The 22,275-nt window shown below is 36.0% G+C and carries 19 protein-coding genes; 7 read left to right on the top strand and 12 right to left on the bottom strand.

The annotated features are described in order from the left end of the window. Positions 1-351 precede the first annotated feature (351 nt). Positions 352-1,140, top strand: a complete 789-nt coding sequence (locus QQM35_RS03585; RefSeq protein WP_251521364.1) for a GH25 family lysozyme — start codon at positions 352-354, stop codon at positions 1,138-1,140. A 61-nt stretch (positions 1,141-1,201) separates the two neighbouring features. Here QQM35_RS03585 and ychF read toward each other — a convergent pair whose 3' ends face one another. From ychF to QQM35_RS03550, 7 genes are all read right to left on the bottom strand, one after another. Beyond that, entirely contained in the window at positions 1,202-2,299 is a 1,098-nt protein-coding gene (gene ychF / locus QQM35_RS03580; protein WP_251521377.1) for a redox-regulated ATPase YchF, read from the bottom strand. Then, a complete protein-coding gene (locus QQM35_RS03575) occupies positions 2,300-2,515 on the bottom strand; it encodes a DUF951 domain-containing protein (RefSeq protein ID WP_251521925.1) in 216 nt (71 codons plus the stop codon). Positions 2,516-2,541: 26 nt separating this feature from the next. Next, positions 2,542-3,420 (bottom strand): mechanosensitive ion channel family protein, encoded by an 879-nt coding sequence (locus QQM35_RS03570; protein ID WP_251521380.1) that lies wholly within the window; start codon positions 3,418-3,420, stop codon positions 2,542-2,544. Between the two features lie 175 nt (positions 3,421-3,595). Beyond that, entirely contained in the window at positions 3,596-3,964 is a 369-nt protein-coding gene (locus QQM35_RS03565; protein WP_251521383.1) for a DUF2294 domain-containing protein, read from the bottom strand. Positions 3,965-4,343: 379 nt separating this feature from the next. Next, positions 4,344-6,998, bottom strand: coding sequence for a DUF2309 domain-containing protein (locus tag QQM35_RS03560; protein ID WP_251521386.1), 2,655 nt, complete (start codon positions 6,996-6,998; stop codon positions 4,344-4,346). A gap of 1 nt (position 6,999) precedes the next feature. Further along, complete coding sequence (locus QQM35_RS03555) at positions 7,000-8,529, bottom strand: NADH dehydrogenase subunit 5 (protein WP_251521388.1); 1,530 nt, start codon at positions 8,527-8,529, stop codon at positions 7,000-7,002. Between the two features lie 410 nt (positions 8,530-8,939). Beyond that, the gene (locus QQM35_RS03550) at positions 8,940-9,923 is read right to left on the bottom strand and encodes a choloylglycine hydrolase family protein (protein WP_251521928.1); all 984 of its coding nucleotides are present in this window, start codon (positions 9,921-9,923) and stop codon (positions 8,940-8,942) included. Between the two features lie 245 nt (positions 9,924-10,168). Between QQM35_RS03550 and fmdA the strand changes: the two genes are divergently transcribed. After that, a complete protein-coding gene (fmdA, locus tag QQM35_RS03545; RefSeq protein WP_251521391.1) occupies positions 10,169-11,362 on the top strand; it encodes a formamidase in 1,194 nt (397 codons plus the stop codon). Beyond that, positions 11,362-11,628, top strand: a complete 267-nt coding sequence (locus tag QQM35_RS03540) for an FmdB family zinc ribbon protein (protein WP_251521394.1) — start codon at positions 11,362-11,364, stop codon at positions 11,626-11,628. The genes fmdA and QQM35_RS03540 overlap by 1 nt, the downstream gene beginning before the upstream one ends. Before the next feature lie 132 nt (positions 11,629-11,760). On the opposite strand, the gene mbcS is transcribed toward QQM35_RS03540, so the two are convergent. Further along, a complete protein-coding gene (gene mbcS / locus QQM35_RS03535) occupies positions 11,761-13,338 on the bottom strand; it encodes an acyl-CoA synthetase MbcS (RefSeq protein WP_251521397.1) in 1,578 nt (525 codons plus the stop codon). Between the two features lie 399 nt (positions 13,339-13,737). Here mbcS and QQM35_RS03530 point away from each other — a divergent pair, with 399 nt between their 5' ends. Further along, positions 13,738-15,141: an MDR family MFS transporter gene (locus tag QQM35_RS03530; RefSeq protein WP_251521400.1), complete on the top strand. Its 1,404-nt coding sequence runs from the start codon at positions 13,738-13,740 to the stop codon at positions 15,139-15,141. 170 nt (positions 15,142-15,311) lie between these two features. Here QQM35_RS03530 and QQM35_RS03525 read toward each other — a convergent pair whose 3' ends face one another. After that, complete coding sequence (locus tag QQM35_RS03525) at positions 15,312-16,514, bottom strand: M20 metallopeptidase family protein (protein ID WP_251521403.1); 1,203 nt, start codon at positions 16,512-16,514, stop codon at positions 15,312-15,314. A gap of 229 nt (positions 16,515-16,743) precedes the next feature. Here QQM35_RS03525 and QQM35_RS03520 point away from each other — a divergent pair, with 229 nt between their 5' ends. Further along, positions 16,744-17,115 (top strand): winged helix-turn-helix transcriptional regulator, encoded by a 372-nt coding sequence (locus QQM35_RS03520; protein WP_251521406.1) that lies wholly within the window; start codon positions 16,744-16,746, stop codon positions 17,113-17,115. 422 nt (positions 17,116-17,537) lie between these two features. Next, complete coding sequence (locus QQM35_RS03515; protein ID WP_251521409.1) at positions 17,538-18,821, top strand: condensation domain-containing protein; 1,284 nt, start codon at positions 17,538-17,540, stop codon at positions 18,819-18,821. Positions 18,822-18,904: 83 nt separating this feature from the next. Here QQM35_RS03515 and QQM35_RS03510 read toward each other — a convergent pair whose 3' ends face one another. Together QQM35_RS03510 and QQM35_RS03505 are read right to left on the bottom strand one after the other, a co-directional pair. After that, positions 18,905-20,254 carry a sugar porter family MFS transporter gene (locus QQM35_RS03510; protein ID WP_251521411.1) on the bottom strand — a complete coding sequence of 450 codons (1,350 nt, stop codon included), beginning with the start codon at positions 20,252-20,254 and terminating at the stop codon, positions 18,905-18,907. A gap of 193 nt (positions 20,255-20,447) precedes the next feature. Then, entirely contained in the window at positions 20,448-21,047 is a 600-nt protein-coding gene (locus QQM35_RS03505; protein ID WP_251521414.1) for a phosphatase PAP2 family protein, read from the bottom strand. A gap of 251 nt (positions 21,048-21,298) precedes the next feature. On the opposite strand from QQM35_RS03505, the gene QQM35_RS03500 reads away from it, so the two are divergent. After that, positions 21,299-21,910: a class I SAM-dependent methyltransferase gene (locus tag QQM35_RS03500; RefSeq protein ID WP_342610503.1), complete on the top strand. Its 612-nt coding sequence runs from the start codon at positions 21,299-21,301 to the stop codon at positions 21,908-21,910. Between the two features lie 80 nt (positions 21,911-21,990). Here the strand turns inward: QQM35_RS03500 and QQM35_RS03495 are convergent, their stop codons facing one another. Continuing rightward, on the bottom strand, positions 21,991-22,158 hold the full coding sequence (locus QQM35_RS03495; RefSeq protein WP_251521420.1) for a hypothetical protein: 168 nt from the start codon (positions 22,156-22,158) through the stop codon (positions 21,991-21,993). Positions 22,159-22,275 lie beyond the last annotated feature (117 nt).

Here is a 22,275-nt window from a genome sequence, read left to right as displayed (position 1 = left end):
TACTCACATCCAAGAATTATAGCATAGACCTTTACAATTTACAATGGATTTTCAAAACAGCAACTATTTTCCAGTTGTTTCATATGAAACACTGCAAATATTTAAATTTCGGCTCTCTCACACCGCGTTCTACCAGCATTAACCCCCATTAATATAGATAAAAATTTAAAATAACTTTAATTATTAAACTGAAAACAACATTATTTCAAATCGTATTTATTCTTTTTTACACTGTACTTGATAAAAAATTTGATTTCTTATAGGATACGAGTTAGGTGTATTGAACTAAATTTAATTTTACTCAAATACACCAAATACTTTCAAAATGATATATAAACAAAGGAGTAAGTAATGGTTTCTACTTTTAAGAAAAGCCTCGTCTCTATGAGTGTGTTATTCATATCATCTTTGACGATACATAATGCCAATGCCGCTGAAGAATCAACGAGTGAAAAAGGTACAATGGGATATGGTTACCAACAATATGTTAAAAAACATCCCGAAGCTAAGACAAAATCACCTCAACTTAAATCTGAAGCTGGTACAACAGCAAATGGTGACCGTGTGTTAGACATATCTGAATGGCAAGGCCAGCTCACTGCACAACAAGTCAAAGAATTAAAAGAAAACTATGACTTTATTATTATCCGTGCGCAATACGGTTCAGCAAAAGTTGATGCAGCACTTGCACATAACTCAGCTTTATTAGATCAATATGGTATGAAATTCGGTGTTTATTCTTATAGTATGTACACAAACCCGCAAGATGCACGTAACGAAGCACGTATCTTATATAACCGTGCACCTAAAGCAAGCTTCTACGTTAATGATTTCGAACAAAATAATGTCACAAGCGGTGGCGTAAACGAAAGTACTTCTGCTTGGTATGACGAAATGAAAGGTTTAGCTGGAGATAAAAAAGTCTTATTATATTCTTATGAAAACTTCATGCGTCAAAACCTTACACAAACAGTTAGTGATTATGATGGTTTCTGGTTAGCTAATTACAACCCAGATCGCCCAACACGTGAACATGTCTTATGGCAATACACAAGTAAATATCATTCACCAGAACTTAACCAAGATGTAGACGCTAACTACACTGGTCCAAACGTAAACACTGATTGGTTTACTTCTTAATAAAATATTATAAGCCCTTACAGAAATTATTTTCTGTAAGGGCTCTTTATTATATTCTACTTTAAACGTTAAATCTGAAATGAACGACGTCGCCATCTTTCATGATGTATTCTTTACCTTCTAAGCGTTGTTTACCCGCTTCTTTGGCTCCATTTTCACCATTATATTCAACGTAGTCATCATAGCTCGTTACTTCGGCACGAATAAATCCGCGTTCAAAGTCAGTATGGATGATTCCCGCACATTGTGGCGCAGTCATTCCTTTAATAAATGTCCATGCACGCACTTCTTCAACACCTGCTGTGAAGTATGTCGCTAAACCTAATAAATCGTAAGTTGTTTTGATTAAGCGATCTAAACCAGGTTCTTCAATGCCTAAATCTTCTAGGAACATTTCTTTATCTTCATCATCTAAAGTTGCGATTTCTTCTTCAATCTTCGCACTAATTACGATGACTTCTGAATCTTCTTTGCTTGCATATTCACGAATAGCTTTAACTTTGTCATTGTCTTCGTCATTAATTTCATCTTCGCCAACATTCGCAATGTATAACATTTCTTTAGAAGTTAATAAGTGGGCTTGGTTTACATATTTTTGGTCTTCTTCAGTAAACTCTAATCCTCTTACAGGCGTACCTTCCTCTAATGCTTCTTTAATTCTTGATAAAATGCGTTGCTCATTAATCGCATCTTTATCTTTTTGTCTCGCCATTTTTTCAATTTTAGGTAAACGTTTTTCTACAGATTCTAAATCAGCGAGTACTAATTCCATGTTGATAACTTCGATATCGTCGACTGGATCTACACGACCTGATACGTGTGTAACATTATCATCATCAAATGCACGTACTACTTGGCAAATCGCATCAACTTCACGGATATGTGATAAGAACTTGTTACCTAATCCTTCACCTTTTGATGCACCCTTTACAATACCTGCAATATCTGTAAATTCGAATGTTGTTGGTACTGTTTTCTTAGGTTCTACCATTTCTGTTAATACATTTAATCTATGATCTGGCACTTCTACAATGCCGACGTTCGGATCTATCGTCGCGAATGGATAGTTCGCAGCGAGCGCACCCGCTTTAGTGATTGCATTGAATAGCGTAGACTTACCTACGTTAGGTAAGCCGACAATACCTGCTGTTAAAGCCATTTAGTCATTCTCCTTATTATCAGTATCTTGTTGAGATACTATTATTTTTTTTAGTTTTTTATTGAAAGTTTGTCTCGGAAGCATGATGCTACGGTGACAATTTTCACATTTGATTCGGATATCTGCACCTAAACGAATAATCTTAAAGCGATTCGTCCCACAAGCGTGTTGCTTCTTCATCTCTACAATATCATTTAAACCGTATTCTGATGTAATGTCTCACACCTCCGAAGTGTATAGTATTAAGGTTGTTGATTGGAATCATATTGTAACATAACAGGTTGAGGTACCTTTACATCTTTCGCTTTAAATAGTTTGAGTATCTCTTTTCTTAAAATACGTCCAGCCGCGAAACCTTCTCCTGGAATCGTTTCAGCTGATATCGTTACAATCATTTCGTCACGCGTAATGCGACTGATACCAAGCACTTTAGGGTTTGAAATAAATAAATAATATTTCGAACGTAATGCTTCAAAATGTTCATTTAATACCTCTTCAACATAATCGATATCTTCACCGATTGAAACTGGAATTTCAACTAGTGCTTCCCCGTTTGTTACTGAATAGTTCGTAATCTCACCCATGCTACCATTCGGTAAAGTCGTTAATTCGCCGGTTACCGTTTTGATGCGTGTTGAGCGTAAACCGATTGATGTGACAGTACCTTCTGCCACAGTTGTCCCACCGCTATTTATTTTAACATAATCGCCAACGTCAAATTGATTTTCAAAAATGATAAAGAAACCAGTAATGACATCTTTAACGACCGTTTGTGCACCGAAACCGACTGCTAATCCTACAACTCCTGCACTGGCTATAATGCCTTCTACGCTGATACCAAATTTGCTAAGAATTGTAGTTAACACTATAAACCATACCACATATGATACGACATTTTGAATAAGTGATACTAATGTTTTTGAACGTTTTTTATTACCATTTCTACCTTTGTTTTGGATCTTGAAAAATTGTGCAATTGCTTTATTGACGAAAAACAATACGATCCAAGCAACAATGATATAAATGACTATCATAATTAAATTTGAAATTAATGTTTGATATGTTTCTGGTTTTGTTAAAGGTTCTATTAATGAATTTATGATGTTTTGAACTTGTTTCAAATTGTGTTTCCTCCTTCTCGTGCTGTTACATGATTATTTTATAATAAAGTATTTTACTATAAAATAAATCCAACTTCGGTTTTATCTTTGAAACAGGACCTATGACGATCTACAATTTTTGAAAACAAACTCAACCATTATGAATGTGTAACCTTTAATCCAATAATGATGCACATTAGTCATTCAATTGTTTAGCTAAATCATCTGTCAATTTAAATATCATCACACGTTCACCCGTTCTCGAACTTAAATCGGTGTGAAAACTTTTGACTTCAGCACCTGTAGTGGAATCAATGATATCGTATAATGCATCTAACCCGGATTCTACAAGTTTTGAACGTGTACATTTAATCGTTAATAAGCCTTCATTTGTTTCGCATACTTTGTATTCGGCTTGCGTTAAAATCCCTTGTAAATTGACGATAATCATGTCACGTACAATATCGGTCTTCACAGATAGGGAACCTCGCCCTAAGTAGTCTTTTTCCCATTGCGTGATCGCCTTACTAATCTCGGATTCATATGTACCTTTGGTCTTTTTCATTAGTCATACATCTCCTGTAAAACCTTAATTTAAAATAACTTCTTTGTGAAAATAGCCTGCTTCAAGCTAACGTTATCATTTTACCATTTTGTATTTCAATACGACATAGTGGAATGTACAATAATTTACAATTACACAAAATGCATGCATCTTATTTTTTGTAATAATAGCATATAAGAACTGAGTATTTTGCGAGACGCTTATATACAACCGTTATCGTGTCGAGACCGAAGTTCGACCCGCCCCCCTAGGTAAGCGAGCAAATATGCTTAAACATTGATATATAAGTTAAGCCCATCAAAGATTCTTTAATCTTTGATGGGCTTATTACTGCGCATTATATCTGTAGTATATTCATCGTTAAGGCCTATGCTCATCATTATGAAACTGAGTTAGCAGGCCAATCATGCCATTGTTTATTTTCATCAATACTTGCTAGTTGAATCCAACCATTTTTTAACTTTTGAGCAAATGCTTCATTTTCTTGTAGTAAACGTTTAACAAATGAATGAGGTGCTTCAACCACGATAAGCAACCTTATTGGGGCGTGATACATTTTATCGTCGCCTTTCATTACTGATTGCCAAGGCAGACCTGTCATTAAATCACTTGCATTACCTTGCATTACACCAATACCAGCAGTAATTGTTTGCGTTGTTTTACTACCACTACCGTAATAATGTGGTGCCACAGTTGAAGCGTAATATTGCAAGTTAATCCACTGTGCAACAGTTGCAGGACCTCCGATAATATTAGCCAGTAACGCACCATCTGAATCTTGCTCCCAATCATAGTTATGCAAGAATACGCGTCCTTGAAGATCTGTACCTTCAGTTAGACTACGTTGTCCAATAATAAATGCAGCATTCCTTGCAAGGCCCCATTCTGGTCTAATTTCACTCCAGTCATTTGCGAGACGGTTGGCCTCTTTAAGTGGATCTTTCTTTGTTATATGATGGTTCGGCAATTGTGCCAGTCGTTGCGTATTTGCACGCTTACTAATATCAGGTAAAGCTTGTTGAATTTGTTCAAATGCTGTTTGTGCTTGTTCTGTTAGATCTGGTAAATAAATCCATTCTAAATCGTCAACCGAAGTATGATGTTCAGCTGCCGCAAACACAGTACCTTCAGGAATCTCAATACCGTGGTCAACTAAACCTTTGCGAACTTCTGGTAAATTACACAATTGTGCCAGTACTTTCGCATTAAAGCCACTTGCCGCACCACCACAAGCACCACAATCTAAAGAGGCAGCATAGGGATTGTTTGCACTATGACTACCATGACCACACAGCACCACGAGTGGCGCAAAATCGTGTGTTAGATCCATCATTTTTAAAGTTTGTTGTGCATAATTAATCTGCTCTTGCTGAGTAAATCCAACTGGCAACTCATCATCGTGTTGATGAGGCTGATGCTCGAGTGTTAATGCCGTATCTTGTGGTTTACGTAGCCACCTTTTATAGAAATTTCTAATTAAAGTGCCAGTGCGTCCAGGTACAAAGCTACGTGATAACATTTGTAGCGTTAACCATGGACCGCTCAATTCTGGTAAGAGTAAGCTCGGTAAGACATTTTGTTTCATTTTCTTAAACGTATACGTGACCGACTCTAAAGTATGTTTACGTTGCTGAAAGAGGTGCGGTTGTTTTTCGTGTGTATATTCTTGAATACGATGTTGCGGTTCGTTCATCACGGGTAACGATGCATGTGTATGCGGTGCATCGAGTTCACACTTTTCAATAGGCAATCCAAAGAAACCTGCTATCCCAATCGTTTCGAATGGCCCAGCCGCTTCAATCTGGCGGCGAAATGGTTCTGAACGCACGTCGATACAGAAAGCGAGTTGCGCTTGAGGTGTGATGGTGCTCATAGATGATTGCTCTACTGAACGAGAAACTTCATCTGTAGTTTCAGGCTCCACTTGTGCTTGCAATTGTTGTTTGTACGTCATTTCCCAAGCTTCAAGCCATAGTTTACGGCGTTGATGGTCATCAAATTGAGCGCTGAACGCTAAATATTGTCGTTGCTGTGCTTCTGTAAGCTCGAACCATTGATCTATTGAGAAATTACTCCAGTTCACCCATTTTATAATCGCTTGCACGACCTCTGGTACCACTTGATTTGTATTGCGTTCTACAGGTAAATTAGGTGCTACAAATACCCATTCTAACCCTAAACGTAGTGCTAAATAATCCTCAATCAATTTGGACTCTTTATTATTATTTTGTTCTTGCCATAACATCATACCTGACCATCCGGGTAAGGCTAGGAGATGGTTTTCGAAATAGCCTTGAACTTTATCTTGAGGGACATCAAGTTGTGTGAGGGTCATCTTGATAACCTCTTGTGGATTATCAGATAACTGTTTAATACGGTCGCGCTGTTGTTTCGTCAACGCAGGATCGTGTTGTGCCAAATGTCGCCATGCATAGAATAACCCGCACTCGCGATTTGGCATTGTCCAGCCTGCTTGAGCATCATCCAAATACAATTTACACCATTTAATTACATGATAATCTACTATTTTATTGAGTGGTTGGCCGTTCTCGGCACGCAAATATTGGCTTACTAAAATCTTTTGTTGATACCTCATATGATGTGTTTCGTTCAAATCTGAACGTTTCTTTAATAAAGTTTCAATGTGTTGTTGGTCCTTTTGAGTTACTGACGGAGACTCTAACGTGATTGCTTTTCTAACGTATTGTTCCGCCTCATTTTTAGGAATTGTGAATTGCGCTTGTGCTAACCACTGCTCTGTTAAATCTTCAACAATTTCGGTATTAATTTCACCTTGTGCTTGAGCTTCTAACATGATTGCTGCTGAAGGATAAATATCAACGTTACGTGCATTCCATAACATCGTAGCCACTTCATCAAATCGTTGATGTTCTAAACCAGACCACGGATTACGTGCTGCAAATATTGAAATGGGAGATAAAGGGACGATGACATTTTTAGCTTCATCAATATAAGAATAGACTGTGTCCGTATTAAACTGATTTGTCTGTTTATCGCTTGTCGTTACTCCCATCTTAACGTCCTCCTCTAGCAATATATTTTTTAAGGTAGTTTGGATGGCGTTCAACTGCACTATTATGCGCTTCACCCAAATGTACGATTCTCATATAAATAATTGAAAATAATCTAGAATTACGATGACGTGCAACCCACATACTTATCGTACTACCTAATAATAAAATGATTGCAACAACCAATATTAAGAATAAAGGTGGTTCACCTTGTGCAAATGTTATCGTATGCAATGTTTCTGCGAAGAAGTGATGTATCAGTTCATATACTGCACCTACGATAATCATTGTGCCTAAACCTAATATACGACCTAATTTCCCTTCACCAAATGCCACAAGTTGTGTCCATGATAGAGAAAGCGACCATGCCAAGATTAAACCACTGACGATGCGGTAGCCTTCACTTGGTGCACTCAACCAGTAACTTAAACCAATTAATAACGCTAAGACACGACCTGCAACAATCCAGAAATATGACATTCTTTCATTTGCACGTCTTGGCACACTGAAATGACGCACTGCTGAACCTGATCTTAAAAAGAGCGTCGCTTTAAATATGCCATGTAAAATCAAATGTATGATTGCTGGTATATAAGCACCTAAGGCACACTGCACTAACATAAAGCCCATTTGTCCAATAGTTGAACCTACGAGTAGTCGCTTATAATCTACATGCACTAAACTAATACCTGCACCTATAACGACCGATACACTGGCTAATAACACTAAAATTACAGTTGCAATATCACTGCTAAACAATGGTGAAAATCGCGTTAACATAATCCCACCAGCGTTCACAATACCCGCATGCATAATCGCTGATACAGGTGTAGGAGCGGCCACGGATTCAATCAACCATCTTTGGAAAGGCCACTGTGCTGCCGGAACTAAAACAGCTATAACCATTAGTAAATGTATAATTAAACGCGTACCATCACCTATTCGATCTATGCTTTGTGGTGAATATATTGATTGATACGTCCAATGTCCTGTAGAGATACCTATCCATATCACTGCGATTAACAACGCTAACCAACCGATTAAGAATGATTTACCTGTTACAATCGCAGCGGCACGTGTTACTTTCCAAGCACTTTGTAAACCGATTAAAATCGTTAAACCTATCAGCGTTAGACCCCAGCAAAGAACCATGATACGAATATCACCTGTTAACCATGCTGTAGAGGCAAAGCTAGTCGTCAACGTAAACATTAAGAAATATTTACGGTAATGCATATCACCCGATAAATAACGAATACAGTAACGTTGAATAATTAATCCAACCATCAATACAAATGCTGCCATGAGCCACGCAAGCACATCAGAATAAAATAGCCCAACCGCTTCATTTTTATGTGCAAATATTAAACCGATAAATGTCATTAATGGTGGGAACGCCACTAACAGTACGTGCACACGTACATAACTCAGTGGAACACGTTTATTTAAAAAGACCACACCACTCAAAAGTGAAATGATCACGAATATGTAATTAATTATTAATAACACGCTTGGGTTAAGTGAACTAAACATTTCGTCATACCTCCTGACTTATACAACTTTTGATATTTGTAGTGTTAATGCATCTTTACAAAAAAACCGACAAACCATAATAAACCCGTAGCGATTTATTAGACTTGTCGGTTTCATTACAACGCATTGTTATCGAATGTTTTGCTTTGCTACCTTTATCTATATTGAAATATTATTTGTAAAATTGATTTAAACGATTTCATTATAATAGCCGAATGATCTCAATGTTCCTTATATGTTTGTCCGCTTTTTCAAGAATGCCAATCCGTTGATTAACAACTCGCTAAAGCTTTCACGCGAATAGGAAACGGTGCTCTCATTACCCTTGCTATTTTTATCCATTGTTACTAATTTATACTTATTATTCGTTTTTGTCAAGAATACCATCAATGTGTACTATGTATTAAACATTAATTGAGACGATGTGTTTTAAATTTGTGTTCTAATGAAAAATACGTCGGCGTATCCTTTTCAAGTAACGTTTGGCATAGTTGGACTTCAAACACTTCACTACTATCATATGGTTTAATATAGTACGTCTGATGCTTACAGTCTAAAACACACTGAAATTGTGTATAGTGCGTTTCACCGTTTTCCCTAATCGCGCCGTACGGAACACTGACATTATCCAACACTTTAAAGCATTGGTTGACATGTTGATTAATATCTCTGCCCTCTAATATTAAATGTTGTCGTAAATATGCCGCTCTTACAAAACGTTCAGATGATGTGAATCCTCCTGGCAAACCAAATGTGCCCCCAGCATTACCGAGTGCTTCAAAGTTTCGTTCACCAAATTGTTTTTGTTGATGTTGCAGAGGCGATAGATGTGTGTAGTTTTTCAAATTTTCATAATGCCATTCTAAATTAGGGCTATTCGTCAACACATGTACAGGATTCTCTTTCACTACTAACAAACCATTGTGGGGTTCAATTGTCACAGTTTCTCCTGTTTTATCTGTCACGATAAAGTGTAGCGGAGGTATATTATCTAATGCTTTATTACCGATAGCTACGATATTCACTTGAGCAATACTCTGTTTCAACGTGGCTATTGAGTTATTAAATCCAAGTAACCATAAGATAAATTCTTCTGGTCCTACGTTAAAGTACCCCTCTCTTGGGTTGGTAGTATAACTCGCAAGCCTACTAAAATAATGGTTAGAAATAGCCAAGCCCTGTTCATTTACGCCATCACTAAAGCGATATTGTCCGACCATCATAGCTGTTCCGACGAAACCATATTTCAGTTCCTGTTTCCCTGCTATTTCAAATTCGTAATTGTAACGCTTTGGGACAGCTATAGGAATGTTATTAGATTCAAACGCAAAATCCATCGTCCTTGCTAGATAATTATGTTGCAGTACAGACTGCACTGAAAATCCTGTACAGATACGAATTCCTCCTGTTCGTAAGCGATTTCATAACTAATTTGTAGTGTATCATATAATGAACGATCTCACATAACCTCATTATAAATAATGATCATTGTGTTGAAACCCAACTTAGGTGCCTTTTATTCAGATTACAACTGTCACTTTTATCACTTGAATAGTACTTTTACATTAATATGTGATAAAATTTAATTGACGGAAAATTCAGTCATATTATATTAATAATAATAAAGGGGGATTATAATATGCCTAAAAAGTTATTTAACATTGATTTAAACAAGAAAATGGATCAACAAGATCATCCAGGACACAACCGATGGCATCCAGATATTCCAGCAGCATTTTCAGTAGATCCTGGAGAATCATTCCGTATGGAGTGTTTAGATTGGACGGACGGACAAATTGGTAACAATGATGATGCAAGCGATATTAAGAACGTCAATTTAAACCGTGTTCACGTTTTAAGCGGACCTGTGCACGTTAATGGTGTTGAACCTGGCGATTTACTTGTAGTCGACATTTTAGATATTGGTACATTTGAAGATCACGCATGGGGCTTTAACGGTATTTTCGATAAGACAAACGGCGGTAGTTTCTTAGTTGATCACTATCCGAATGCTCAAAAATCTATCTGGGATTTCAACGGTATCTATGCGACAAGCCGTCACGTACCTGGCGTTGAATTCGCTGGTATTATTCACCCAGGGTTAATCGGTGTCGCACCTTCACAAGAAATGTTAGATGAATGGAATCGCCGTGAACGAGAATTAGTAGATACAGATCCAAATCGTGAACCAGTACTAGCAAATTTACCAGAAACAGATGCAGCAGTAGTTGGGAATCTTAAGGGGAAAGATTTCGAACGCGTAGCTAAAGAAGGTGCACGTACAGTTCCACCACGTGAAAACGGAGGTAACTGCGATATCAAGAACTTATCTAAAGGTTCTCGTGTGTACTTCCCAGTATTTGTAGACGGTGCCAAACTATCTGTCGGAGATTTACATTTCTCTCAAGGTGATGGCGAAATCACTTTCTGTGGTGGTATTGAAATGCCAGGTTGGATTGAACTACGTGTTAATGTCATTAAAAATGGTATGGAAAAATATAGCATTAAGAAAAACCCTGCATTCAAACCAGGCCCAGTTATGCCAAACTATACAGATTACATTGTCTTCGAAGGTATTTCAGTAAATGAATTTAACGGTAAACAAACATACTTAGATGCAAACACGGCTTATCGTAATGCTTGTTTAAACGCAATCGAATTCTTAAAGACACGTGGTTTCACTGGCGAACAAGCCTATATGTTATTAGGTTCTGCACCTGTTCAAGGTACAGTTGCGGGTATCGTTGATGTGCCAAATGCTTGTTGTACCCTAGCTATTCCACGTGAAATCTTCAATGCAGATATCTTACCTAACTTGGAGCCTGATGAGTAATGCCGCAGTACACATATGCATGTCCAAAATGCGATGAATTCACACTCAAACAGTCAATACACGATTCACACGAAACTGCATCATGCCCTACTTGTGGCTCTACGTCAAAACGTGTCTTCACAGCATTTCAAACGAACACAATGAATACTAATTTAAAAAAACGTATCGAACAAGGTCAAGAACCTAAAGTCGTTTCTAAAGATAAACTGCCTAAACAACCACGCAAGACACCTAAAGCACCGCGTCCATGGATGGCAGGCCACTAATAAGTTAAAACACCCTACAATACCTTACATGTTATGTAAGTCTGTAGGGTGTTTTGTATTGCAATAGATAAATAAATACATCAAAAAAAGCGAGGACCTTCAACGCGTCCTCGCTTTTAAGTGAAATACTGGTTATTTGAATTTTTGTTGTTCTGCATCTCTTAATTCTACGCGGCGTATTTTACCTGAGTTTGTCTTCGGTAAATCTTCGACAAATTCAATAGCTCTTGGGTATTTATAAGGTGCCACATCTTGTTTAACGAAGTTTTGTAATTCTTTCACTGTGTCTTCATTACCTTCTACATCATCTTGTAATATCACAAATGCTTTAACGATATTACCTCTAATTTCATGCGGACTCGCTACGACTGCACACTCTTTAACGTAAGGATGCTTAGTCAATGAGTCTTCAACTTCGAATGGTCCAATAGTATAACCTGAACTAATGATAATATCATCACGGCGTCCTTCGAACCAGAAATAGCCATCTTCGTCACGTTTTGCTAAATCACCTGTGATAAAGTAATCTCCCACTTTCGGTTCTTCAGTTCTTTCTGGATCTTTATAATAACCTTTAAATAATGCAGGTAAGTCTACCGGCACTGCAATATTACCGATTTCTCCAACAGGTGCAATTTCACCGTCATCATTTACGACAGTAACTTGACTACCTGGTATCGCTTTGCCCATTGAACCAGGTCGGCTTTCTGTATCCTTTAAGAAACCAATTAATAACGTACTTTCTGTTTGTCCATAACCATCTCTCACAGTTAAATCAAAGTTATCTTTAAATTTCTCTACTACTTCTCTATTGAGTGGTTCACCTGCAGATACTGCACTATGCAAATGTTCTAAATTATACTCAGTCAGCTGTGGTGATTTCGCCATAATACGATACTCAGTAGGTGTACAACAAAGTACATTGATTTGATAATCTTGTAGTAATTGTAAGTATTTTTCAGCTGCAAAACGACCATTAAATACAAATGCCGTCGCACCTGAACCTAATATAGAAAGTAACGGGCTCCACACCCACTTTTGCCAACCAGGGGCAGCAGTAGCCCAAACTAAATCGTCTTCCTTAATACTCAACCAATGTTCTGGTGCCATTTGCATATGTGCGTAACCCCAACCATGTGAATGGATTACTGCTTTCGGGTTACCCGTTGTCCCTGATGTATAGGAATACAATGCTACATCTTCACTGGAAGTGTCCGCAGTATCTAAATGAATATCTTGTGATTCCATTTCTTGATCTATTGCGTACCAATCTTCATGTTCCCCACCAACGATAAATTTCGTTAGCTCATTATATTGTTCTACACCTTCTAGCTCTTCAATACGTTCACTCATAATAACTGCGGCTTTGACTTCACCATGTGTGATTCTATATTGTAAATCCTTTGTGCGTAGCATTTCTGAACTTGGAATGATAACGATACCTAACTTTAATGCTGCAATATATATTTCATATGTTGCGATACTTCTAGGCATCATGATTAACATTTTGTCCCCTTTTGTTAAACCATGCTTTAAAAATACATGCCCAATTTGGTTCGCTCTCTCCATTAAATGACGATATGTAATGTCATAGCGTTGACCTTGCACATCTTCAAATATAATGGCTTTCTTCTCAGGCTGTTTGGCATATTGTTCAATCTCATTTACAATATTATATTTATCTGGTGCAATGAGGTCTCTTTTATTCATAAATTTACTCTCCTTACCTCGTACAACACTGTTTATATTTTAAAATCCCTAATTACGCTTTGTACGATTGTATAACAATTTAAACTTACTCTTACGATTTTACACCTAATTATTGTAACAAAAAAGCTACACGTGTTTACAATTTGTAGAATACGGAAATATTTATGTGTAACAACTTTTACAATTGAAGTAATTTTTCAATTTTTGAATTACTTCAAAATAACAGTATTTATGACACCTATCTATCCAATGATTAAAAAACAAAACGTATATAGACTTATCATTAACATATGACTCAAATCTAAACATATTACATATGAAATCAATCTTTAGATTACCCTACGACATCGTGTTATAGTATACAAGTATGCAAAATTATATATGAAAGAAGTGAGATAAATGCCTGAAGAAAATGCATTCCATGTGGAAAAGCGTGTGCCTTTATTTATCGTACTCTTGTCTGGTGCATTTATTACGATATTAAACCAGACATTGCTCGGTACAGCACTTCCACCTATTATGAAAGACCTTAAAGTATCAGAAAGTACTGTTCAATGGTTACAGTCGATATTTATGCTCGTCAACGGAATTATGATTCCTGTAACAGCTTATCTCATTGAACGATTCACCTCGAGACAGCTCTTTTTAACCGCAATGGGCGTATTTACTGCCGGCACATTACTCTGTGCAGTTGGCCCTGATTTCACATATTTATTCTTTGGACGCGTCTTACAAGCGGCCGGTGCTGGTATTATGATGCCACTCATGCAGACGATTCTTTTCTTACTATTCCCTGTAGAAAAAAGAGGTTCAGCAATGGGATTATTCGGACTCGTCATCGCATTTGCACCCGCAATTGGTCCAACACTATCCGGAATATTAGTAGAACATTTAACATGGAGAAGTGTTTTCTATGTCGTACTACCTATCGCTATTATTATTATTATCACTTCATTCTTTTTATTAAAAAATGTTACCGACACTACACGTCCGAAGTTAGACATACTATCGGTTTTCCTATCTACAATAGGATTTGGCGGTCTATTATATTGCTTTAGTATTGTTGGAGATGTCGGTTGGAATCACTTACAATTTATCGTTCCTTTAATTATTGGTGCGATTACTTTAGTTATTTTCATCCGTCGTCAGTTAAAACTCGAACACCCTATGCTCGAATTTAGAGTATTTAAGTACAATATTTACACACTCGGTACGATATTAAGTATGTTCGTATTTGGTATTTTAATTGCAACGAACATCATCTTACCTTTATATATGCAAAACATGTTACACTTCTCAGCTTTAGAATCAGGTTTAGTATTATTACCTGGTGCAGTACTAATGGGTATTATGAACCCAATCACTGGTCGCTTATTTGATAAGTTCGGTGGTAAATGGTTAGCGCGTATCGGCTTGTTAGTACTTGTGATGTCAACGATTCCTTTCACAATGCTTTCAACACACACGAGCTACACTTATTTAGCAGTAGGTAACGCGTTACGTATGTTATCCATTTCTATGGTTATGATGCCGATGACGACATTAGCAATTAACCAACTACCAAATAAACTCGTTCCACATGGTACAGCCGTTAACAATACCTTTAGACAGATGTCTGGTGCCATTGGTACAGCCGTATTCATTACATTAATGTCTGTCACAGCCATTCCAAAACAAGGACTTGAAGGTATGATCCACGGCGTTAATGTCACATTCACAGTCGCAACTGTCATTTCAGTCGTTGCGTTACTATTTTCTAAAAAGCTTAAAAATCCAAGCCAAACATCACGTAATACAATGTAATGTGGCTTGCGTATTAATATGAATCTAAATAAAACGCTGATTTCTACGATGAAAAGTAGAAATCAGCGTTTTTTCTCTAAGAAAAAGTCGTAAAATTTTTCATTAAAACCTATTATAACGAAGCATTTATCATCCGATTTAAGACAATATTACACCCTCTTAAATATATGTTATTCGACTGAATCTAGTGGTAATCGATTTAAGGCAATGTCACCTAACGATTTTGCGGCAACGATTAAGGCATCTTCATTTACTTCAAACTTAGGGTGATGGTTCATGTACGGATCTTTAACACCTACTGGCTTACATCCCACAACATAGAAACTGCCTGGAATTTCCTTTAAATAGTAAGCAAAGTCTTCTGAACCTGTAACAGGTGGCATTTCCATCAATTGTTGGAAATAGCTGCCTTGACTTTCAGATAAGATTTCAGCCACTTTATCTGTTTCTTTTGGGTGATTATACAGTACTGGATAGCCGAACATATAGTCTAAGTCATAATCAATGTCGAAGCCTACTGCCACGCTTTTAACTACTTTCTCAATTTCTTCATACATTTTTTGACCCACTTCATCATTTAAATATCGGGCAGTACCTTTAATCGTCACTGTATCTTGGATTACATTTGCTTTGCCTGGCGCATCAAATGAACCAATTGTCACTACGCCCATTTCTAATGGATCTATACGTCGTGAAACCACTGTTTGAACTGTGCTTACGAAATTCGCACCTGCAACAAGTGCATCATTCGTTTTATGAGGACTAGCAGCATGGCCTCCCACACCTTTAATCTTCAACGTAAACACTGAACTACCAGAAAATGCGTTGCCTTTATTATAAGCAATAATTTCTGGACCTACGACAGGTGCCACATGTAAACCATAAATTTCGGCAACATCATCTAATGCACCTGATTGCATAACTTGTTGCGCACCACCAGGCGGTTGTTCTTCAGCATGTTGATGTACAATTTTCACAGTACCTGGTAACTGCTCACGGATTTCGATTAACGCGTCTGCTAAAGTTAATAGTGACGCAGTATGTGCATCATGTCCACAAGCATGCATGACACCTTCATTTTCAGATTTAAAATCAAAATCTGTTTCTTCTTTAATTGGCAACGCATCAAAGTCAGCACGCAATCCAATTGTTTTACCTGGTAACTTACCTTCAATTTCAACGATTACAGCATGTCCACCTTCAACAGGTTGGGTCACGTTCACAGGCTTACCTTTATAATAATCTTTGATATATTGTGCAGTTTGTTCTTCTTCAAAAGATAACTCAGGATGTTGATGTAAATAACGGCGATGTTTAATCATTTCCTGTTCTTTACTTTCTAATTTTTCAAATAATATATCTTTTATATTCATATCACATACCTCTTTCATCACAATTATTATAATGGTACTTATATACTATATTAGATATTTAAATATATTAATTCAAACATAGAATAATAATTCCTAATATTTATTTGATCTGTTCAAATATATTATATTGAGTTAAATTCAAATACCATTTAACACAGTTGTGTTAGAATGTAAAATAACAATCAGTCATTGATACGCATTTCAAATGATCCATAAGGAGGCTTAAACTATGCCAAAATCGTATAATATCGGGGTAGAAGCAACGATTGATGTTATCGGAGGAAAGTGGAAACCGGTTATTTTATGTCACTTACAAAATAATGGATTAATGCGAACTTCTGAATTAAAACGTGCAATCCCTACGATTACTCAAAAAATGTTAACACAACAATTACGCGAATTAGAAAAAGACGGAATCATTAATCGTATTGTTTATAATGAAGTCCCTCCCAAAGTAGAATATGAATTGTCTCAATACGGCAAGTCGTTAAGTAACATACTCAGCGCTTTATGTTACTGGGGTGAATTTCATGTTGAAAAACTTTATAACCAAGGTGAAAACGTCTCCCTCATACGACAGGATCACGTCAATATTCCATAATTTTTGTACGAATTTATGACATAGTCAATCTAAAAGGTGAATCAATCTTTTGGATTGGCTTTTTTATATTAAAACTTCGTTTATAGCGAAGTCATAATGCATACTATCTCACAATTGGTACTCAAACTTGATAGCTAATGACTAAAAAAAGTTAAAACAAAAAATTTTACCGAAAAAAATTTACAATGCTACCTCAATTTATATAATAAAACCTCCTATAAAATTTACAAATCAATGCTTGATAATCCCTGTTATAACAGCGTTCATCATAGAATTAATTTATTTATTTTTTAAATCCTTTAAGAATATATACAAATTGTAAAAGAAAACGAAACAAAATTGACATAATTCATCAAATTTTCTTAACATTCATTAAATATAATTATGGTAAATTGTCATAACATGGAACAAGGAGGGCTAGAATGAAAACATTCCAATTATCAGACGCACAAGTCGAATCTTTAAATAAAGAACTGATGCATGTTAATACGAGTATCAATAATATCGCTGGTATCATTACAATAAACAACGATATACCATTTTCAGATATTGTAACAGGTATCAATCACGTTATGGCCCAACATGACGTTTATATGTATCGATTAACACAAGTCGGTTCAGAATATAGACAGTACATTGACGAATTTAAGGAACAAGAATTTGAATATATTGATTTTACAAACGACCCACAATCCTATGATTACTGGGTAGACAAACAAGTCCGTAAAAATATCTTCCGCATGGACCAACCTCTTTATGAATTTACCATCCTAACATTACCTGAAGGTCAAACAGCAATCTTCACATTACACCACCATATGATTTCAGATGCATGGAGCACGACACTATCTGGCAATGCATTGTTCGAATACTTCTTATATGGTGAACATAAGACAAATTCTTCTCATGGTTATTTAGAATCAATTGAAAATGAAATTGCATATAAAAACTCAAATAAATTCAACAAAGACAAACGTTTCTGGTCTAATAAAGTTGAGAACTTTAAATTTGCACCTTTATTCGAAAAGCATTCAAACTCAAACGCAGTGGCTGATAGAGTGAGTTTCCATTTATCAGAAACGACAACTCAAAGTATTTATACATTTTGCGAAAATAACGAAATCAGTTTAAATAATTTATTTTCATCGGCTATGATGCTTTTAAAATATATCAGAACAGGCTCTCCTCAAGTATCAACTGGTATTCTAATTCATAACAGAAATAAACAATTCGAAAAAACAACGATCGGTGACTATGCACGTGTCTTACCCATTATTATGGAAATTGACCCACAAGATGCATTACTTACACATTTAAGAACAGTTAAAAATGAGGCCTTCAAAGTGCTTAAACACCGTAAGTATCCTTTCAATTCATTACGTAAAGATACAAAGAGCACACAACCACTGTTTGATTGCACAGTCTCATTCCAGAAAAATCAATATAACCCGACTTTAATCCAAAAAGGATTTACAGATAAGTGGTTTAGTTCTTACGCACACCACATTCCGCTAGGTCTCAATGTAAGTAATAGAAACAGCCAAAATGACATAGCAATCGACTACAATTACCAAGTCGACTACTTAACAGAAGAAGATGTTGTTGCCGCACACCAAGACATTATGAACATCATCGGTGAAATTACAAATAGCCCTAACCAACGCATCAGTGCACTAGCAGCCATCGATTTATTTGCTAAATCATAATCATATACTTATTAAAAAAACGCTGACCTCATCTAATCATGAAGTCAGCGTTTGCTTTATTATAAATAACGTTTCACTACGAATTACATATCTGGTGTCTTCGCAGATGTACGTTTTCTTAAATCATATTCAATTTCTTCTAAACTACGGCCTCGCGTTTCTGGTAAGTATTTAATAACAAATAACATTGCTAAAATACCGATTACCGCGAAGATTAAGAAGACCCATTCTGTGCTAAGTGCACTATTTAAGATTGGGAATATTTGCGCAACAAGTAACGTACCGAAGTTCAGTACAAGTGTGGCAATACCTGTAGCTGCCCCACGTGCACGCATTGGGAACATTTCAGGTAACATTACCCAAAGAATTGGTCCCCAAGTTAAACCGAAGAATACGATAAATAATGATAAACAAATAATGATAATTACGGCAGATGATTTAATTCCCATTGTCCAAATCAGGATAGCCATAATTACTAATGATGCTACCATCCCAATATTCCCTGTCACTAATAGTTTCTTACGGCCAACTTTATCTGCAATAAATACTGCGATAATCGTAACTAATACATTGACTGTCCCAATACCCACTGTACCTAAGATTGATGTCGCTTCACCTAATCCAGCTTTACCAAATATCTTAGGCGCATAGAAGATAATCGCATTGATACCTACGATTTGTTGGAATAACGCAAACACACAACCAACAATTAACGTCGGACGTAACCACGGTGATTTCAACACAGACAATGTAGATTCTGAAACTTTCGAAATCTCACGCATTTCTTTAATTTCATGATCGATTTCTTTATCACTATTAAATGTAATCTTCATTACATCACGTGCTGCTTTCTCACTACGATGTTCTAGCAACCATCTTGGACTTTCAGGCATAAATGCAATACCAATTAATAAGATAACAGATGGTACTACAGCTAAACCTAGCATCCAACGCCAACCTTCAATATCTGTAAAGGCATAGTTGACTAAGAACGCAACTAAAATACCAATCGTGATCATCAATTGGTTTAAAGAGCCAAGTGAACCACGAAATTCTGTTGGTGCCATTTCTGATAAATAAACAGGTACTGTTGCCATTGAACCACCAACAGCTAAACCAATAACGAAACGTCCTAAAATAAGTACCGCTATATTTGGTGAAAATGCCATTAACAACGAACCTATTATATAAACTAATGCGATAATTAACACTAAACGTCTCCGACCAATTCTATCTGATAAAGGCCCACTACCACCAGCGCCGATGATTGCACCTACAACCATTGCTGATACAACCAAACCTTCAGTATATTGGTTGAGCGGAATATCTTTATCTATGAATAATAGCGCACCAGATATAACACCATTATCATAACCATACAATAGGCCTCCCAGTGCTCCCAAAATAAAAATTAAACTTTTATTTATTTTCAAGTTTTTACAACTCCTTTAAAATCCTTTATTAAATTATAATCCTAAAATGTAAGCGTTTCAATAAGTTTTTATATTTCTTTTTTATACATAAGAGGTAAAATGCATTTTCTAGTTTCAATATTCTAGATAAATTAATTTCCATTCATATTATATTGTTTTGTTATTACTATAGTTGTAAAAGTGGATATATTGTTTAATTTTTATCGGGAGGTTCAGTTGTTTGGAAACGTTTGTCACTATTTTGCATAAGATAGCATGCCTGTAACATCATATAAATAACGAATAAACTTGCTAAAGTATCTGTGAAATAATGTGCTTGTAAATAAATACGCGAAATCATTAAAGAAACGACGAGGCAAACGGCTATGATTTTTAACAATTTATTGCGCTTTAACAATAGGATGAAACTCACTAATATGCAGATACTCAATACATGCATACTCGGGAAGCTAAAGCCGTCAATATCAATATTCGGACGGGTACGTTGAATCACATACTTTAAAAATGTACCTATTGCAAAAATGCTAAAACACCACAGACCATACCACCAAAATAAAAATCTTCGATAAACAAATAACCCTACTAAAATAATTAATATGTATATCAAACAATTCACTGGTGAAAAAACATTCGAAATGATATGTAAATATTGAACTACAACTTCAGACTTCATATGTTCTCTCAAAGTTTGATAAACTGCACGGTCTAATCCCGTCGTTAACTGAAAATGAATGCATACCATCAGTAATAAAATACAAATCGCAGCAACTACCATTTTTATATAGTACTTCACAATCATCCCCCTTTCACATTCACCGCTTATGGTCGCTTACATTAGGGCAAAAAGGAGATTAAACTTAGAAACTCAAGTAAACCAAATTTCAATTGATAGCTCAATACTACTTTGGGTGGAGAAACCTTTTATCTTATTAAAAATTTTCGTAATTGTTTCGATTTACAAAATGTGTTATTTTATTGTTGTTAGATAAATACGAATGATTACGTTTTAAATGAATGTGAGGAATAAACTAAAGGAGTATTTATATGAATGAGGAAAAATTTAACGAGTTAGCACAAGCCTACGATAGCCCTAACAGAATTGAACTCGCACAAATTATTGCCAATGAAACAAATAAGCTCTTAGATACAACTCAATACGAGTCATTATTAGACTATGGTGGTGGTACCGGTTTAGTTACTTTATCAATCGATCACCATTTTAAATCAGTAATACTTATAGATTCATCTGAACAGATTGTGAACGTCTTTAAAGAGAAATACAAAGCTTTAGATAAAGACAATATGCAAGGATTCGTCGGAGATATTTTAACCGATTCAAACATAGCCACTGAAAAAGAACAATATGACGTCATATTTTTATCTTTAGTATTATTGCATAGTGGAGATTACCAGCAATTATTAAAGCAACTAGAACCACAATTAAAACAAAACGGCATGTTCATTATCGTTGATTTCGATAAAAATGATAAAGTCAGTCATCCCGCAGTCTATAATGGTTTCCACCAATCAGAGATCAAGCAAACCCTAGAAACAATTGGATTGAAAGATATTCATACTCACACGTTTTATCATGGCAAACAAATATTTATGAACCAAGACGCTAGCATGTTTATCGCTAGTGGATTGAAACGATAAATAAAATGATGATGCCGAATTATATTAAAAAACCACCCTTTTTCAGCGGGTGGTTAAGTGATATTTAATAAATTTTTTCCTTACTCCTCTTCCCCACCTTTTGCGCGGTTGATCACACGGTAAAGGGAATCTGCTACGGGTGGGAAGACTAATGATATTGAGAGAATCATTAATATAAATGGTAGCATTGCTATCGCAACGAGGATGCCTCCGACGCCCAACATAAAGTTCTTTCTCATTTGTGCCATGATTTGTTTCACCTCTTTTTACTCAAGATTTATTTTATACGTCATCGTTATATTTTTAATGATTGATACTAACTTATACCGAATTAACTTGATTATGGCACTTTCCTATATTTCTTT

The sequence above is a fragment of the Staphylococcus hsinchuensis genome (assembly GCF_038789205.1).
GTDB lineage: Bacteria > Bacillota > Bacilli > Staphylococcales > Staphylococcaceae > Staphylococcus > Staphylococcus hsinchuensis.
The sequence above is the reverse complement of the archived record's forward strand: the minus strand, read 5'-3'. Positions and strand labels throughout refer to the sequence as shown.